At 73.8% G+C, this 18,962-nt stretch carries 1 protein-coding gene and 1 pseudogene; both read right to left on the bottom strand.

Annotation, left to right across the window (positions count from 1 at the left end; genetic code table 11):
• Positions 1-21 precede the first annotated feature (21 nt).
• Positions 22-5,304: pseudogene (locus ACFPZI_RS18860) on the bottom strand (type I polyketide synthase); the annotation flags it as partial.
• A gap of 53 nt (positions 5,305-5,357) precedes the next feature.
• Positions 5,358-18,890, bottom strand: coding sequence for an SDR family NAD(P)-dependent oxidoreductase (locus tag ACFPZI_RS18865; protein ID WP_381364419.1), 13,533 nt, complete (start codon positions 18,888-18,890; stop codon positions 5,358-5,360).
• Between the last annotated feature and the right edge of the window lie 72 nt (positions 18,891-18,962).

The following is an 18,962-nucleotide window of genomic DNA, read 5'->3' on the forward strand; positions in this document are numbered from 1 at the left end:
GTTCGTCGTCCCTTCTCTTCTCTACTGCTGCCGTTGCGCGGGGTCGTGGTCCCCGGCCTCGCTGTCGAGAATGGCGAAGAGCTCCTCCGCCGTCGCCGAGGCCAGATCGGCGTCGGCCTCTTCCGCCTCGGCATGGCCGAACATCTCCGTGTTCACGTACGCGGTGACGGCGGAAGCCGTCGGGTGGTCGAAGGCCAGCGTCGGCGAGAGCCTCAGTCCTGTCACCGAGTTGAGCTGGTTGCGCAGGCTCACCGCGGCCAGTGAGTCGAACCCGAGGTCCCGGAAGGCCCGGTCCGGCTCGATGGCGTCCGGCGACGGGTGTCCCAGCGCGGCGGCGGCCTGTGCCCTCACCAGGTTCAGCAGTTCGCGGTGGCGTGAGCCGGCGGGGAGTCCGGTCAGCCGCCGCCGTAGGGAGTCCGCCGCGACGGCGCCGTCGGCCGCGCGGCGCCGTGCCGGGGGTACGAGGGCGCGCAGCAGTGCCGGGATTCCCCCGGCGCGGGCGCGCAGCGCGGCGGCGTCCACCCGCAGCGGTACGACGGCCGGGCGGCCGCTCGCCAGGGCCGCGTCGAACATCGCCAGCCCGTCGTCCGCCCCGAACGCCGGCAGACCCTGTGCCCTGGTCCACTGCTCGCTGTCCTCGCGTGCCTCGGTCAGGCCGGTGGTGACCTCCCACAGGCCGAAGCCCAGGGATGTGGCTGGCAGCCCCAGGCACCGGCGGTGGGTGGCGAGGGCGTCGAGGAAGACGTTCGCCGCGGCGTAGTGCGCCTGCCCCGCGCCGAGCACCGTGCCGGCCGCCGAGGAGAACAGCGCGAAGAACGCCAGGGGCATGCCCAAGGTCAGCTCGTGCAGATGCCAGGCGGCGTCCGCCTTCGGCCTCAATACGGCGTCGAGCCGCTCCGGGGTCAGGGCCTGCACCAGGCCGCCGTCCGCCGTGCCCGCCGCGTGGACCACGCCGGTGAGCGGGTGGTCGTCGGGGACGGCGGCCAGCAGGTGTTCCAGGGCGGGGCGGTCGCCCGTGTCACACGCGACGATGTCCACCCGGGCCCCGAGTCCGGTGAGTTCGGCTCGCAGTCCGGCCGCACCCGGTGCGTCCGCGCCCCGACGGCTGATCAGCAGCAGGTGCCTGACGCCGTGCCGGGTCACGAGGTGGCGCGCCACGAGCGCGCCCAGTCCGCCGGTACCGCCCGTGATCAGTACGGTCCCGTTCGGATCGGGTGGGGTCGGACTCTCCTGCACTGCGGCGGCGGCCGTGAGCCGCGGTACGAGCACCTGCCCGGACCGCACCGCGAACTCCGGCTCATGGCTGTCCGGCGCGACCAGGAGGGCGGCCACTGTCCGCGCCGGCTCCGCCCTGTCGTCCACGTCCAGCAGCAGGAACCGCCCGGGGTTCTCCGCCTGCGCTGCCCGCACGAGTCCCCAGACCGGGGACTGACGGGGATCGACGGCCTCGCCCTCGGTCGTGGCGACGGCGTTGCGGGTCACGACGGCCAGCTTCGCCGAGGCGAACCGCTCGTCGGCCAGCCACGTCTGCACCGCGCCCAGCACCCGGTTCAGGTGGTCCCGTACCCCGGACGGGACATCGCCGTACGGTGTGGCGCACTCCAGCACCACCGCGTCCGGTACGTCGCCGTCGCTCGGAAGCGCGTCCCACTCGCCCACCCGGACATCCGCCGTGCCGGTGACCGAGACCGGTGTCCAGACGAGGTGGAGCAGGCTCGTTTCCCGGATGCCCCGGGCACCGGTCACCCGCTCCTGCGGGACTGTCCGCGCCACGACCGACTGCGCCGACAGCACCGGGCGCCCGGTCCGGTCGGCGACCGCCACGGTGACGCTGTCCGGCCCGGAGGGCGCGATGCGTGCCCGCAGCGCCGTCGCACCGCTCGCGTGGAGGGTCACGCCGCGCCAGTGGAAGGGGAGTTGTGTGCCACCGCCCCGAGGACTGGCATCGAGCAGGTCCGCGTGCAGGGCCGCGTCCAACAGGGCCGGGTGCAGGCCGAAGCGGCCGGCGTCGGTATGGGCCTGCTTCGGCAGGACGACCTCGGCGAACATCTCGGCGCCGCGGCGCCACGCGGCCCGCATCCCCTGGAAGACGAGGCCGTAGTCGTGGCCCTGGTCGCGCAGGGCGTCGTAGGCGTGTTCCAGTTCGACCGGATCGGCACCGGGCGGCGGCCACGCAGTCAGGTCGTACGCCGGTGCGAGGCCGCCAGGGCCGAGGAAGCCGTTGGCGTGCAGGGTCCACGGCGCGGCGGCGTCCTGCGCGCGTGCGTAGACGCGCACGGGTCGTCGGCCGTCGCCGTCCGGACCGCCGACCGACACCTGGACGGCGACGCCGCGGCCGGCCGTGAGGATCAGCGGTTCGAGGAGCGTCAGCTCCTCCACCGCGCGACAGCCGACCTGGTCGCCCGCCCGCAGGGCGAGTTCCAGCAGGGCCGTACCGGGGAGCAGGAGCGCGCCGTGGACCCCGTGATCGGTCAGCCACGGCTGGACGTCCGGTGAGAGCACGCCGGTGAGGACCCAGCCGTCGGAGTCCGGGAGCGGGACGGCGGCGCCGAGCAGAGGGTGCTGTGCGGCGCACTGTCCGAGCCGGCGGGGGTCGCCGGAGCCGTCGGTGAAGTCCTGCCAGTAGCGGCGGCGTTGGAACGCGTAGGTGGGCAGGTCGACGCGTTGTGCACCGGTGCCGTCGAAGGACGGCCGCCAGTCGACGGTGCCGCCCTGGACGGCGTACTCGGCGACGGAGGCGAGGAAGTCGCCGAATCCGCCGTGGCCCCGGCGCAGGGTCCCCAGGGCAGCCGCTCCACCGGTGCGCCCGTCCGGCGCCTCGTAGCTCTCCAGCAGCCCGGACAGCAGGACGGGATGGGGGCTGATCTCGATGAACGTCGTATGGCCCGGGGTACGCAGGCTGCTGACGGCGTCCATGAACCGCACCGGATGCCGGAGGTTGCGGTGCCAGTAGTCGGCGTCCATCTCGCGGGTGTCCAGCGGGCCGCCGGTCACGGTGGAGTGGAGCGGGATGTCCGAGGAACGGGGGATGACGTCCGCCGCCCCGCGCCGGATCATGTCCTCGGCCGGCTCCACCTGAGCGGAGTGGGAGGCGTAGTCGATCGGTACGGGCCGGGCGTGGATGCCCTCTGTCTCGCAGTGTGCCGCGAACGCGTCGAGGGCGGTCCTCTCCCCGGATACGACGGTGGACGCGGGGCCGTTGAGGGCGGCGACGCTCAACTGCCCGTCCCACCGGGCCAGCACGGGCTCCAGCTGTTCCGCCGGACGCGCGACCGAGAGCATGCCGCCCCGGCCCGCGACCGCAGCGGTGGCGCGACTGCGAAGCAGCACCAGCCCGGCGGCATCCGCCAGGGTCAGGGCGCCCGCGACATGGGCCGCCGCGATCTCGCCCAGCGAGTGCCCGACCACCGCGTCCGGCCGCACGCCCATCGACTGCCAGAGCGCGGCCAGGCCGACCGTCACGGCGAACAGCATCGGCTGGACGACGTCGACGCGGTCGAACGCGGGAGCGCCGTCGGCCTGCCGCAGCACGTCGAGCGGTGACCAGTCGACGTACGGGGCGAACGCCTTGGCGCAGGCGTCCATGCGTTCGGCGAACACTGGTGAGGAGTCGAGCAGTCGGGCCGCCATTCCGGCCCACTGCGGTCCATGGCCGGGGAAGACGAACACCGTCCTGCCGCCCGCCTCGGCACGCTCTCGTACCAGTCCGGGGGCGGGATCGTCCCAGCTCAGGGCACGCAGCGCGTCGAGGAACGCGTCGCGGTCCTCGGCGACCGTCGCGGCCCGGTGTTCGAACGCGGAGCGCCCGTTCAGGAGGGAGAAGCAGACGTCCGCCATACGGAGCTCGGGCCGGGCTTCCAGATGGGCCAGCAGCTTTCGGGCCTGGCCGCGCAGGGCTGCGGGGTCCTTGGCGGTGAGCATCAGCGGAAGGGCCCGGCCCTGTTCCCTGTCTGGGCGCTGCGGGGCGGGGGCCTGTTCCGGACGCTGCGGGGCGGGGGCCTGTTCGAGGATGACGTGGGCGTTGGTGCCGCTCACTCCGAAGGAGGAGATCCCGGCGCGGCGTGGGCGGCCGGTGTCGGGCCAGTCACGGGCCTGTCGCAGCAGTTCGACCGAGCCGACGGTCCAGTCGACCTGGGGCGTCGGGTCGTCCACGTGCAGGGTCCTGGGCAGTCGGCCGTGTCGCATCGCCTGGACCGTCTTGATGATGCCGCCGACGCCTGCGGCGGCCTGGGTGTGGCCGATGTTCGACTTCAGCGACCCCAGCCACAGGGGACGGCCGTGTCGCCGGGCCTGCCCGTACGTCGCCAGCAGCGCCTGTGCCTCGATCGGGTCGCCCAGCCGGGTGCCCGTGCCATGTGCCTCGACGGCGTCGATGTCCGACGTGGTCAGGCCCGCGGTCCTCAGGGCGTCGAGGATGACGCGTTGCTGTGCCGGGCCGTTGGGAGTCGTCAGGCCGCTCGACGCGCCGTCCTGGTTGATCGCCGTACCTCGGACGAGTGCGAGCACCGTGTGTCCGTCGCGCTCGGCGTCCGACAGCCGCTCCAGGAGCAGCAAGCCCGCGCCCTCGGCCCAGCCGGTGCCGTCCGCCGCCGCCGCGAACGACTTGCAGCGGCCGTCGCCGGCGAGGCCCCGCTGGTGGCTGAACTGCAGGAAGGTGTCCGGGGTCGTCATCACGGTGACACCACCGGCCAGCGCCATCGTCACCTCGCCGGAGCGCAGGGCCTGTACCGCCCAGTGCAGGGCCACGAGGGACGAGGAGCAGGCGGTGTCCACCGTGACGGCCGGGCCCCGCAGTCCCAGGGTGTAGGCCACGCGACCGGTGACCAGGCTGCCGTCGCTCGTGCCGGGCCCGTAGTCGTGGTACATGACCCCGGCGAACACCCCGGTCCGCGTGCCCTTGACCGACAGCGGGTCGATCCCGGCGCTCTCGAAGGCCTCCCAGGAGGTTTCGAGCAGCAGGCGCTGTTGGGGGTCCATGCCCAGTGCGTCGTTGGGGCTGATCCCGAAGAACGCGGCGTCGAAGTCCGCGACGGCGTCGAGGAAGCCTCCCTCGCGGGTACTGGTCCGGCCCGGCTTGCCCGGCTCCGGGTCGTACAGGCCCGCGAGGTCCCAGCCGCGGTCGGCCGGGAAGGGCGTGATGCCGTCCCTGCCCTCCTCCACCAGGCGCCACAGCTCTTCCGGAGTCGTCACGCCACCCGGATACCGGCAGGCCATGCCGACGACGGCGACGGGCTCCGCGGTCGCGGCGGCGAGTCTGTCGTTGTGCTGCCGCAGACGCTCGTTCTCCGTCAGGGAGGCGCGCAGCGCGGCGACGAGCTGATCGGCCGATGTACTCACGGTGGGCAGTGCCTCTTTCTTCACTGGTGGTCATCGGTCCCGACGGTGAGCGCGGCCCGTACCAGGTCGTCGACGGACATGGCGGCGATGGTCTCGGCCGGTCGGGGGCCGATCGGCGTGGGCCCTTCGGAGGGTGCGGCGGCGAGGGAGAGGAGCGCGTCCAGGAGTCCGGCGTCGCGCATCCGCGTGATCGGGATCGAGGCGATCGCCCGTTGGAGCCGCTCCTCCTCCGGGTCGGCGGCAGTGCTGTCCGGCAGGTCGGGCCGGAGCTCGGCGAGGAGGTGCTCCGCCAGCACGGCCGGACTGGGATGGTCGAACATCAGTGTCGCCGGCAGGCGCAGTCCGGTCGCGGACTGCAGCCGGTTGCGCAGTTCGATCGCCGCGAGGGAGTCGAGGCCCAGGTCGGTGAAGCCCTTGCCGATGTCGACGGACGCGGGCGTGGCGTCGTGGCGGATCGCCGCGACGTGGGTACGGACCAGGTCGAGCAGCACATCTTCCCGCCGCTCGTCGTCGAGCCCCGCCAGCTGCTGTTCCAGTGAGGTGCCGCCGTTCTCGGCGCCGTCCCGCCGCACGGTGCCGACGGGCGCGGTACGGGGTACGGGCACCTGGAGCACGTCCCTCAGCAGCTGGGGGATCCTTTCGGCCCGCGGGCCCGCGACCGGCGCGTCGAGCCGTAGCGGGACGAGCACCGGATCATCGAGGTGCAGCGCGGTGTCGAACAGTTCCAGCCCCTGTTCCGTGGACAGCGCGGGCACACCGAGGCGGGTCAGCTGCCGCAGTTCGCGTTCGGTCACCGTGCCGCCCATGCCGGTCCGCTCGCCCCACAGCCCGAACGCGAGCGATACGGCGGGCAGTCCCTCGGCGCGCCGGTGCTCGGCGAGCGCGTCCAGGAACCGGTTGGCCGCCGCGTAGTTGCCCTGACCGGCACCCAGCATCAGTCCGGCGACCGAGGAGAACAGGACGAAGGCGGACAGGTGCCGCTCCCGGGTGAGTTCGTGCAGGTGCCAGGCGGCGTCGGCCTTGGGCCGCAGCACCGCGTCCAGCTGTCCGGCCGTAAGGGTTTCGACCAGGGCGTTGTCCAGTACTCCCGCGGCGTGTACGACGGCGGTGAGCGGGTGGCTGTCGGGGATACGGGACAGCAGGTCCGCCATCGCGTCCCGGTCGGCCGCGTCGCAAGCGGCGACGGTGACCCGGGCGCCGGCCGCGGTCAGCTCCTCCTCGAGTCGCAGCGCGTCAGGGGCTTGCCTGCCTCGGCGGCTGGTCAGAAACAGGTGCCGGACGCCGTGCCGGGCCACCAGGCGTCGGGCCACGAGGGCGCCGAGTCCGCTCGTACCGCCGGTGATGAGCACAGTGCCGGTGGCGTTCCACGGGGAGCGGCCGTTCACCCCGGCGGGGGCAGTGGCCAGCCTCGGCACCTTCACCTCACTGCCGCGCAGGGCCGCCTGGGGTTCGCCGCAGGCCGCCACTGCGGCCAGCGCGCGCGTAGCGGCCGGTGAGCCGTCGGTGTCCACCAGGACGAACGAGTCCGGGTTCTCGTCCTGGGCCGCCTGGACGAGCCCCCACACGGGCGCCTGCACGAGATCGACCCGGTCCCCCGGGGAGGCCGCGACCGCGCCTCGTGTCATCACCATCAGCCGGATGCCGGCGAGCCGGACGTCGGTGACCCAGGCGCGCAGTGTGCTCAGCACGCCGCCCGCCACCGACCGCACCCCTGACGGGATGTCGGTCTCCGGGGAACCGACGGGCAGCAGCACCAGGTCGGGCGTCGGCGCACCGGATGCGATCCGCTCCGCCAGGTCGGCCGGCCCGCCGAACAGCTCCACGTCCGGGCCGAGTCCGAGCGGGTCGGCGCCGAGGACCGCCCAGCGGCCGGGTGCGGCGTGCGCGGCGGCGCCGAGAGGCAGCTGGTTCCAGGCGACGCGGAACACCGATGTGCGCTGCTCGGCCCCGGCAGCGGTGGCGGCGGCGTTGACCCGCGCGGCGGTGACCGGCCGGACCACCAGGGACTCCACCGTGGCCACGAGGCTGCCCAGGGGATCACTCAGCTCCAGACGCACGGCGTCCGACCCCGGCGACGCGTGGGAGCGCACCGGGGTGATGCGTACGCGCAGCCGTGTCGCGCCGGTGGCCCGCAGAATGACGCCGGTCCAGGAGAACGGCAGCTGGGTGCCGCCGACGTCCTGGGGCTTGCGTCCGTCCATGAAGTCGGTGGCGCTCAGTGCGGCGTCCAGCAGGGCCGGGTGGAGCCCGAACCGGGCGGCGTCGGCGACGGCTTCCTCGGGCAGGGCGACCTCGGCGAAGGTCTCCTCCCCGCGCAGCCACACCTCCTTGAGGCCGCGGAACATCGGCCCGTAGTGGTAGCCCTGGCCGGTGAGGTAGTCGTAGACGTCGCTGATGTCGGCCTGCCGAGCGCCCGGCGGTGGCCACGGGTCACGGCCCGGCTCCGGCCGGCCGGGCTCGGGGTCCGCCTGCCCGGCCGCGATGAGGGAGCCGGTCGCGTGACGGGTCCACGGGCCGTGCGCCGGTGCGTCCTCCGGACGGGAGTAGACGGTCAGGGAACGGCGTCCCCCCTCCCCCGCGGCGCCGACCACGACCTGGACCGCGACGCCGCCCGTCGCCGGAATCGCCATGATCTGTTCGATGGTCAGTTCGTCGACCACCGTGGAGCCGGTCTCCTGGCCGGCGCGCAGGGCCAGTTCCACGTAGCCGGTACCGGGAAGGATCACGGTACCGAGGACGTCATGGTCGGCCAGCCACGGGTGGGACTGGATCGACAGCCTGCCGGTCAGCACCACCCCGCCCGTCTCGGGCGCGGGCACGACCGCGCCCAGCAGCGGGTGTCCGGCGGCGATCTGGCCGAGGCCCGCCGGGTCACCGGCCGTCGTCGCCGGCATCGGAAGCCAGTACCTCCGGGTGTCGAACGCGTACGTGGGCAGGTCGACGCGGCGCGCCCCCCGGCCGGCGAAGACCCGGTCCCAGGCGGGGCCCGCCCCACCGGTGTGCAGCCGGGCGAGCGCCGTGAGCAGGGTTTCGGTCTGCGCCCGGTCCCCGCGCTGCACGGGGACGACCAGGTCGCCGTGCCGGTCGAGGCAGGCCTCGACCGCCGCGCTCAGCACCGCGTCGGGCCCCAGCTCGACGAAACGCGTCACACCGTCGTCGGCCAGGTGACGCACGCCGTCCGCGAACCGCACGGCATCGCGTACCTGCCGTACCCAGTGCTCCGGCGAGCACAGCTGCTCCGCCCGGGCGGCGGTACCGGTGAGGGTGGAGACCACACGAAGGGCGGGAGGAGCGTAGGACAGGTTCTGGACGACGCGCCGGAACTCCGCCAGCATCGGCTCCATCAGCGGGGAGTGGAACGCGTGCGAGACCCGGAGCCGGGTGGTCCTGCGGCCTGCGGCGCGCAGACGGTCCGCCGCCTCGCGCACGGCCTCCTCGTCGCCGGAGAGCACCACGGCGGACGGCCCGTTGACCGCCGCGAGGAACAGGCGCTCGCCGAGAAGCGGGGCGACCTCCTCGGGCGTGGCCCCGACCGCGATCATGGCGCCGCCCGGCGGGAGGTCCTGCATCAGGCGGCCACGGGCGGCCACGAGGGTGCAGGCGTCGGCCAGGGAGAGGACTCCCGCGACATGAGCGGCCGCCGGCTCTCCCGAGGAGTGCCCCAGCACGACGTTCGGGGCGGGACCCCAGGACTCCAGGAGCCTGAACAGGGCGACCTGGTGGGCGAAGAGCGCGCTCTGGGCGTACGCCGTGCGGTCCAGCAGCTCCGCCTCGGGCGAGGCCGGCTCGGCGAACATCACCTCGCGCAGGGGACGGTCCAGCCACGGGTCGAGCCGCTCGCACACGGCGTCGAGGGCGCGGGCGAACACCGGATGCTCGGCGTGGAGTTCACGGCCCATGCCGGGCCGTTGCGCGCCCTGGCCGGGGAACAGGAAGGCGGTCGAACCCTCGGCGGCGACACCCGTGACCACGTCCGGCGGCTGTTCGCCCGCCGCCAGCACGGCAAGGGCGTTCAGCGCGACGTCACGGGCCGGCGCCAGGACCACGGCACGGTGCGGCAGTGCGGCGCGGGTGGTCGCCAGCGAGAAGGCGATGTCGCGCAGGTCCTGCTCCGTCTCCTCCCGCAGGTGTGCCGCGAGCCGGTGCGCCTGCCGGGTGAGGGAGCTCGCGCTCCTGGCCGACAGCACCAGCGGCAGCACGGGCAGGCCGGGCAGTTCCGGCGCCGGCTGAGGGGCCTCCGGCTCGGGCGCCTGCTCGACGATCACATGGGCGTTGGTGCCGCTGAGCCCGAAGGAGGAGACGGCGGCCCGGCGTGGCCGTCCGCCGGTCGCCCAGGCGACCGGCTCGGTCAGCAGCCGCACCGCCCCCTCGGACCAGTCCACCTGCGCGGTCGGCTCGTCCACGTGCAGGGTCCGGGGCATGAGCCCTTCGCGCAGGGCCATCACCGTCTTGATCAGGCCGCTGACACCGGCCGCGGCCTGTGCGTGTCCGATGTTGGACTTGACGGAACCGAGCCACAGCGGGCGGCCGTCCGGACGCTCCTGCCCGTACGTCGCGAGCAGTGCCTGCGCCTCGATGGGGTCGCCGAGCCTGGTGCCGGTGCCATGGCCTTCGACGAGGTCGATGTCGGAGGGCGACAGGCGGGCAGCGGCCAGCGCCTGGCGGATCACCCGTTGCTGGGAGGGCCCGTTCGGGGCGGTCAGACCGTTGGAGGCGCCGTCCTGGTTGACGGCGCTGCCGCGGATCACGGCGAGCACCGGGTGACCGGCACGGCGGGCGTCCGACAGCCGCTCGACGAGCAGGACGCCGATGCCCTCGGACCAGACGGTTCCGTCGGCGGCTTCGGCGAAGGGCTTGCAGCGGCCGTCGGGGGCGAGGCCGCGCTGTCGGCTGAAGTCGACGAACATGTCCGGGGTGGACATGACCGTCACCCCGCCGGCCAGGGCCATGGCCACCTCGCCGGAGCGCAGTGCCTGGCAGGCCATGTGCAGGGCCACCAGCGACGACGAGCACGCCGTGTCGACGGTGACGGCCGGGCCCTCCAGCCCGAGGGCGTAGGCGACCCTGCCGGAGGCGATGCTGCCCGCGCTGCCGTTGCCGAGGTAGCCCGCCAGCTCCTCCGGGATGTACGGCAGCCGGCTTCCGTAGTCGTGGTGCATCACTCCGGCGTACACACCCGTGGTGCTGCCGCGGACGGAGCCCGGGTCGATCCCGGCTCGCTCGAAGGCCTCCCAGGACGTCTGGAGCAGCAGCCTCTGCTGCGGGTCCATGGCCTGGGCCTCGCGCGGCATGATGCCGAAGAACTCGGGGTCGAACTCGTCGGCGTCGTAGAGGAATCCGCCCTTGCGCGTGTACGTCTTGCCTGGCCGGCCCGGCTCCGGGTCGTACAGGGCGTCGGTGTCCCAGCCGCGGTCGGTGGGGAAGTCCGCGACCGTCTCCCTGCCCTCGGTCACCAGCTGCCACAGGTCCTCGGGGGAGCGCACTCCGCCGGGGAAGCGGCAGCCGATGCCGACGATCGCGATCGGCTCGTCGTGCGCCGCCGGCGCCGTGGACGGCAGTGTCGCCTGGACGGGCCTGTCCGAAGTTCGGTCGGAAAGAAGGGACTTGAGGTGATCGACGAGGGCGCGTGCGGTGGGGTGGTCGAAGACGAGGGTGACGGGGAGGGTGAGCCCGGTGGCGCCGGCCAGCAGGTTGCGCAGTTCGACGGCGGCGAGCGAGTCGAACCCCAGGTCCCTGAGCGAACGGTCGGGTTCCACCGCCTCGGGCCCGGTGTGGCCGAGCACCGCGGCGACCTGGGTACGCACCAGCTCCAGCAGGACCCGGTCGGCTTCGTTGCCGATCAGCCCGGCCAGACGCCGGGCCAGGCCTCCTTCGGCGGCGCCTTCCTCGCGTACGGTCCTGCGCCGGGGTGCGGCGGGGGCGAGGGCGCGCAGCAGGGCGGGGATCTCGTCGGTCCTGGCCGCGAGGGCGCGTGCGTCGACGCGCATCGGCACCACCACGGGCGCGTCGACGTGCTGCGCGGCGTCGAACAGGGCCAGTCCCTCGTCGGCCGGCAGGGCGGGCAGCCCGAGGCGGGCCATCCGGTCCAGGTCCGTCTGCGTCAGCTCGCCGCCGAGGCCGGTGTCCACCGCCCACAGCGGGAAGGCCAGGGCCTTCGCCGGAAGGCCGACCGAGCGGCGGTGCGCCGCGAGCGCGTCGAGGAACACGTTCGCGGCGGCATAGTCGCCCTGGGCGAACGGCAGAATCAGCCCACCGGCCGAGGACAGCAGCACGAACGCCGTGAGGTCCCGGTCCTTGGTGAGTTCGTGCAGATGCCAGGCCGCGTCCGCCTTGGGCGCCAGAACCGTGTCGACGCGCCTGGCGGACAGGGTCTCGACCGGGCCGCCCTCCCAGACGGCGGCGGCGTGCACGACAGCCGTCAGCGGGTGGTCGCCGGGGATGGTGTCCAGCAGGGCCGCCAGCGCGTTCCGGTCGGTCACATCGCACGCTGCGACGGTGACCTGGACACCGAGACCGGACAGCCGCGCCGTCAGCTCGTCGGCACCGGGCGCCTCGGCACCGCGCCTGCTGACGAGCAGCAGATGCCGTACGCCGTGTCGGGCGGCCAGGTGGTGGGCGACGAGCGCGCCGAGACCTCCGGTGCCGCCGGTGATCAGCACGGTGCCGTCGGGGTTCCACGGCCGTGTGCCGGTGTTCGTGGGCTCGGCCGCCGCCGTGCGGGCCAGCCGGGGAAGGAGCCTTCGACCGTCGCGCAGGGCGATCTCCGGTTCGCCGGACGCGGCGGCCGCGGACAGCGCCCGCTCGGACTCGGGGGTGCCGTCGGTGTCCACGAGGACGAAGCGGCCGGGGTGCTCCGCCTGCGCGGCGCGGACCAGGCCCCACACCGGCGCCTGGCTGAGGTCGGGGTCGTCCTGCGGGCCGGTGGACACGGCGCGGCGGGTCACCACCACGAGCTTCGAGGAGGCGAACCGGGGTTCGGCGATCCAGGACTGCAGGGACTTCAGGGTCTCGTGCGTGACCTCACGCACCGCTGACGGGACGTCGACGGCGGCGGCCCGGCTCACCGGGTGCCGCACCAGCGCGGGGACAGCGGTGGCGGGGTCGTGCACGGTCGGCAGTCGCGGGGCCTCGCCTGCTGCGGGGGCCTCCTGCCAGATCACGTGGTGGAGCCCGGACGCCCGCCCAGGGTGTGCGGCGAGCCGTTCCGCCGTCACCGGCAGGGAGACCAGGGACTCCACCGTGGCCACGGGCCGGCCGCTGTCGTCGGCCACGTGCAGCGAGCTGACCTCGTCGTCGCGCACCCGCCGCAGGTGAACGCGCAGGGAGGTCGCCCCGGTCGCGTGCAGCGACACGCCTCGCCACGCGAACGGCAGCAGGGTCGTGGCCCGCTCGTCGAGCAGGTCGGCGTGCATCGCGGCATCCAGCAGCGCCGGGTGGATGCCGAAGCGTCCGGCGTCGGCGCGGGCCGCCTCCGGCAGGGCCACCTCCGCGAAGACGTCGTCCCCGCGCCGCCAGGCCGTCCTGAGTCCCCGGAAGGCGGGGCCGTATCCGTACCCCCGGTCGTGGAGGTGTTCGTACGCGCGCTCCACCGCGACCTCGGTCGCGCCCGGCGGTGGCCAGGCCGTCAGGTCGAACGACGGCTCGGCGGCAGCCCTGGAGAGGGAGCCGGTGGCGTGCCGCGTCCATGGCTGCTGCGGGCCCTCCTCCCGGGAGTGGATGCTCAGCGTGTGGGTCCCGGAGGGGTCCGGAGCGCCGACGACGACGCGGAGCACGATCGGCGAGCCGTCGCGGGGCAGCGTCAGCGGCGCTTCGAGGGTGAGTTCCTCGATCTTTGTGCAGCCCGCCTGATCGCCTGCCCGGAGGGCGAGTTCGACGAAGGCCGTGCCCGGCAGCAGCACGCTGCCCAGTACCTCGTGGTCGGCGACCCATGCCGGATCGGACGCCGAGAGGCGGCCGGTGAGCACCACGCTGTGCACGTCGGCGTCCGCATCCGGCGCCGTGACGGCGGCGCCGAGCAGTGGATGTCCGACGGGTTCGAGTCCGGCGGCGTCGAGGCCGGTGGCCGCGGGGGTCGGAATGTCGAGCCAGTACCGCTTGCGCTGGAAGGCGTAGGTCGGCAGGTCGACGTGGCCTGCCTCCTCCCTCGCGAAGAACGCCCGCCAGTCGACGTCCGCTCCCCGGGCGTGGGCCCTGGCAAGGGCGAGGAGCACCTCGCGTTCCTCGCTCCGGTTCCGGCGCAGCGTCGGTACGAACGCCACGTCCCGCTCCTCGCCGACACAGTCGACGCCGAGGGACGACAGCACACTGTCCGGGCCGAGTTCGAGGCAGGTCCTGACGCCCATGCTCACCAGGGAGTCGATGCCGTCGGCGAAGCGTACGGTGGCGCGGACGTGCCGGACCCAGTACTCGGGCGAGCACAGCTCGGCGGCCGTGGCGAGCCGGCCCGTCGTGTTCGACACCAGGGGGACGCGCGGGGCTCGGTACGTCGCGTTCGCCGCGGCCTGCCGGAAGTCGTCGAGCATCGGCTCCACCAGCGGCGAGTGGAAGGCATGCGAGACCGGCAGCCGTTTGACCGTCCGGCCACGGGACGAGAAGTACTGCGTGATCCGTTCGATGTCCTTCTCCTCGCCGGACAACACCACCGCTCGGGGACCGTTCACCGCGGCGATACCCACCCGGCCGGTCAGGAGGGGGAGCACCTCGGCCTCGGCCGCGTGCACCGCCGCCATCACCCCACCGGGCGGCAGGGTCCGCATCAGTCGGCCTCGGGCAGCCACCAGCCGCGCCGCGTCGGCGAGCGACCACACGCCAGCCAGATGGGCGGCCGTCAGTTCGCCGAGGGAGTGCCCTGCCAGGCAGTCCGGGCGCAGTCCCCAGGACTCCAGCAGACGGAACAGCGCCACCTCGATCGCGAACAGCGAAGCCTGCGCGAAGTCGGTCCGGTCCAGCAGAGCCTGGTCCTCGCCCCACACCGCCTGCCGTAGCGGACGTTCCAAGTGACGGTCCAGCTCGGCCGCCGCCTCGTCGAAGGCGGCGGCGAACTCCGGGAAGACCTCGTACAACTCCCTTCCCATTCCGAGGCGTTGCACCCCCTGCCCCGTACAGAGGACGGCGAGTTTGCCCTCCCGCGCGACGTCGACGACGGAGCCACCCCGGTCCCCGTCCGCCACGGCGTCCAGGGCGAGGGCGAGTTCGTGGTGGTCGGCTCCGATGACGACCGCCCGGTGGTCGAGCGCGGCCCGTGTGGTCGCCAGGGCCCAGCCGATCGCCGTGAGCCGGTCGTCGGCGAGGGAGTGCAGGTGGTTCCGCAGTTTCGCCGTCTGGGCACGCAGTGCCTCGGGGGTTCGGCCGTACACCACCCAGGGCACGAGGGTCGAGCGGTCGGGGCGGTGGGACACTCCCAATTCCTGCGCGGGGCCCTCCTCCACGATCACATGGGCGTTGGTGCCGCTGATGCCGAAGGAGGAAACGCCCGCCCGGCGCGGACGCCCGGTCTCAGGCCAGTCGGTCGGTTCCGTCAGCAGCCGTACGGCGCCGGAGGCCCAGCCGACCTGCGGCGACGGCTCGTCGGCGTGCAGCGTGCGGGGCAGCAGCCCGTGCCGCATCGCCAGCACCGTCTTGATCACGCCGGCCACACCCGCGGCTGCCTGGGTGTGCCCGATGTTCGACTTGACGGAGCCCAGCCACAGGGGCAGTACCTCCCCGGGCCGCTCCCGGCCGTACGTCTCCAGCAGCGCGTGGGCCTCGATGGGGTCGCCGAGCGCGGTACCGGTGCCGTGGCCCTCGACGGCGTCGACGTCTGCCGCGGTCAGCCCGGCGTCGGCCAGGGCCTGCCGAATCACTCGTTGCTGGGCCCGACCGCTGGGGGCGGTGAGCCCGTTGGAGGCGCCGTCGGAGTTGACGGCTGATCCGCGGATCAGGCCCAGGATCCGGTGGCCGTTGCGCAGGGCCCGCGAAAGCGGCTCCAGCAGCAGCACGCCGGCGCCTTCGCCCCACCCGGTGCCGTCGGCTCCGGCACCGAAGGACTTGCAGCGGCCGTCGCCGGCGAGACCGCCTTGCCGGCTCATGTCCACGAAGGTGTCCGGGGTGGACATCACGGTCACGCCGCCGGCCAGCGCGAGACCGCACTCGCCGCGCCGCAGCGCCTGAACGGCCCAGTGGAGGGCGACCAGCGACGACGAGCAGGCGGTGTCGACGGTGACCGCCGGTCCCTCCAGGCCGAGGACGTAGGCCACCCGGCCCGAGACGACACTAGCCAGGCTGCCGTTGCCGTGGTGGCCGGCGATGTCTTCGGGCAGCGGACCGAGCCGCAGGCCCCAGTCGTGGTACATCACTCCGGCGAAGACGCCGGTGTCGCTGCCCTTCATCGTGTGCGGATCGATGCCCGCCCGCTCGAACACCTCCCAGGAGATCTCCAGCAGCAGGCGCTGCTGCGGATCCATGGCTTGGGCCTCGCGTGGGCTGATGCCGAAGAAGTCGGCGTCGAAGTCGGCCGCGTCGTGGAGGAACCCGCCCTCGCGGCAGTACGTCCTGCCGGGCGTACCGGGCTCCGGGTCGTACGGACCGCGGTCCCAGCCCCGGTCGGTGGGGAAGGGGGAGATCGCGTCCGAACCGTCGGCCAGCAGCCGCCAGAGGTCTTCCGGCGATCGCACGTCTCCGGGGTAACGGCACGCCATGCCGACGATCGCCACCGGCTCGTCGGAGGCGACGGTCTCCGGGGCGGCGGAAGCGGGAGGGGAGACGGACGTGTCACGGCCGCGCAGTCGCTCCGCGAGGTGGGTGCTCAGTGTCCTGGGCGTCGGATGGTCGAAGACCAGCGTCGCGTTGAGGGCCAGGCCCGTCACCGTGCTCAGGCGGTTGCGCAGTTCCACGGCGGCCAGGGAGTCCATCCCCAGGTCACCGAACGCCCGGGTCGCGTCGATGTCCTCCGCCGTGTCGTGCCCGAGGACCGCGGCGACCTGGGCGCGTACGACGTCGAGCACGGCTTCGGCACGTTCGGCTTCGGTGAGCGTGGAGAGCCGCTGGACCAGGGGCGGTGACGCGGTGGCACTCCGGCCGCGCGGCCGCCCGGGCGCCAGTGTGCTCAGCAGCTTCGGCACGTCGTCGGCCCTGGACCGGAGCGCGCGCGGATCCAGGTGCACCGGCACGACGTTCACCGCGTCACCGGCCACGGCCTCGTCCAGCAGGGCGAGGTGCTCCTCCGCGGTCAGTGGCATCAGTCCCAGTCGTTCGACACGCCGTCGCGCGGCCGCGTCGAGCCGGTCTCCCATGCCGCCGCACCCGGTCCACAGTCCCCAGGCCAGCGAGACGGCGGGCAGGCCCAGCGACCGGCGGTGGACGGCCAGGGCGTCCAGGAAGCCGTTGGCCGCGGCGTAGTTGCCCTGCCCGGCGGCGTCGAGGAGGGCCGCGGTGGAGGAGAACAGCACGAACGCCCGCAGGCCCAGATCGCGGGTGAGCTCGTGCAGGTGCAGGGCCGCGTCCGCCTTGGCGGTCAGGACGGTGTCGAGCTGTGCTGGCGTGAGTCCGTCGACCAGTGCGTCGTCGAGAACGCCGGCGGCGTGGACGACCGCGCTCAGAGGACGTTCGGCGGGGATCGCGTCCAGGAGTGCGGCCAGTTCGGCGCGGTCGGAAACATCGCAGCTCACGACCTGCGCCCGGGTCCCGAGTGCGGCCAGTTCGGCGACCAGCTCACCGGCACCGGGCGTCTCTGGGCCCCGCCTGCCCGCCAGCAACAGATGGCGTACGCCGTGCTCGGCCGCCAGGTGCCGTGCCATGAGCCGGCCCAGCGCCCCGGTACCGCCGGTCACCAGAACGGTCCCGTCGACGCCCCACGAGGGCCCTCGTCCCGGCCCATGTCCCCGGTCGCCGGACGGCGCGGCCGGTTCGGCCAGGCGTGGCACGCGTACGGCACCCGCCCGGAGGACGGCCTCGGGCTCACCGCACCGGGCGACCGACCCCAGCAGGCTCAGCGACTCCGGAGCGTCATCGCTGTCGACGATCACGAAGCGGCCGGGATGCTCGGCCTGCGCCGCCCGTACGGCGCCCCAGACCGGCGCCTGGGTGAGGTCGATGCCGTCGTCCGGGCCGACGGACACCGCACCATGGGTCAGCACGACCAGCCGCGAGGAGGCGAACCGCTCGTCCGCCAGGCATGCCCGTACGCCGTCCAGCACCTGCCCCAGCACAGCCCGTACGGCGGTCGGCACATCGGCGTCCCGGGGCGGCCGGCACGGCAGGACGACGGCCTCGGGTGCCGGGCCGTCCGAGCCGAGGAGGTCGTCGAGAGTGGGCGGAGCCGCCTCTTCCTGCCTTTCCGAAAGCCGGAACGGGGCCCATCGCACGCGGTACAGGGCGCCGCGACGGCCTGGAGGCGTCGAGGCCAGGTGCCCGTCCGGCATCGCGCGCAGGACGAGCGACTCGACGGTGGCGACGGGTGTGCCGGACGTGTCGGCGAGGGCGAGTGACACCTCGTCCGCACTGGTCGCGGCGATACGGACCCGCAGAGTCGAAGCACCCGCTGTGTGCAGCGAGACGCCGCGCCAGGCGAACGGAATCCGGACGGCGCCGGATCCGGTGTCCGCGTCCGCCGCCATGTCCATTGCGTGCAGCGCGGCGTCGAACAGCGCCGGGTGCACGGCGAACCCTGTCGCGTCCGCCGCTGCGCCGACCGTCTCCACCTCGGCGAACACCTCACCGTCGCGGCGCCAGACGGCACGCAGCCCACGGAACCCAGGTCCGTACAGGTACCCCTGGCGGGCCAGGTCGTCGTACAGGCCGGTGATGTCGACGGGTTCGGCGCCGGAGGGCGGCCAGGCCTCGGTGGGAGACAGCCGGGAGTCACCGGCCTCGGAGCCGGCCTCGGGAGCGAGTACCCCGGACGCATGCCGCGTCCACGGGATCTCGTCCGTCGCAGCGTCGGTCGCCGCCTCGGGGCGCCCGTAGATCTCCACGGGCCGTAGCCCGTTTCCGTCGGGCTCCCCAATCACGGCCTGGACCGCGACGCCGCCGCTGTCCGGCAGCACCAGCGGCGTCTCCAGGGTGAGTTCCGCGAGGCTCCCGCAGCCCAGCTGCCCGCCGGCCCACAGGGCCATGTCCACGAAGGCGGTGCCGGGAAGGAGGGTGACATCGGAGATCTTGTGGTCCGCCAGCCATGGGTGTGACCGGAGCGAGATGCCGCCGCTCAGCACCACACGAGGGGAATCGGCGAGACGCACCGGCGCGCTCAGCACGGGGTGCTCACCGGTGCGCCGGCCTCCGGTGGGGCTCAGCCAGAAACGCCGCCGCTGGAAGGCGTACGTCGGCAGGGGCACGCGGCGGGCGCGGGTCCCGGAGAAGAACGCCCTCCAGTCCGTCCGGGTCCCCCGGGCGTACGCAAGGGCGAGTGCGCGGACCAGTTCGCGCTGCTCCGGGCGGCCACGTCGCATCGTGGGGACGAACACCGCGCCGCCGCCACCGCTCGGTTCGGCCAGGCAGTCGCCTCCCATGGCCGACAGTACCGCGTCCGGGCCCAGCTCCAGAAAGGTGGTGACGCCCTGGCCTGCCAGTTCGCGCACGCCGTCACAGAACCGCACCGTGTCCCGGACCTGCCGCACCCAGTACTCGGGCGAACAGAGTTCACCGGCCGT

The sequence above is a fragment of the Streptomyces chlorus genome (assembly GCF_042655885.1).
GTDB lineage: Bacteria > Actinomycetota > Actinomycetes > Streptomycetales > Streptomycetaceae > Streptomyces > Streptomyces chlorus.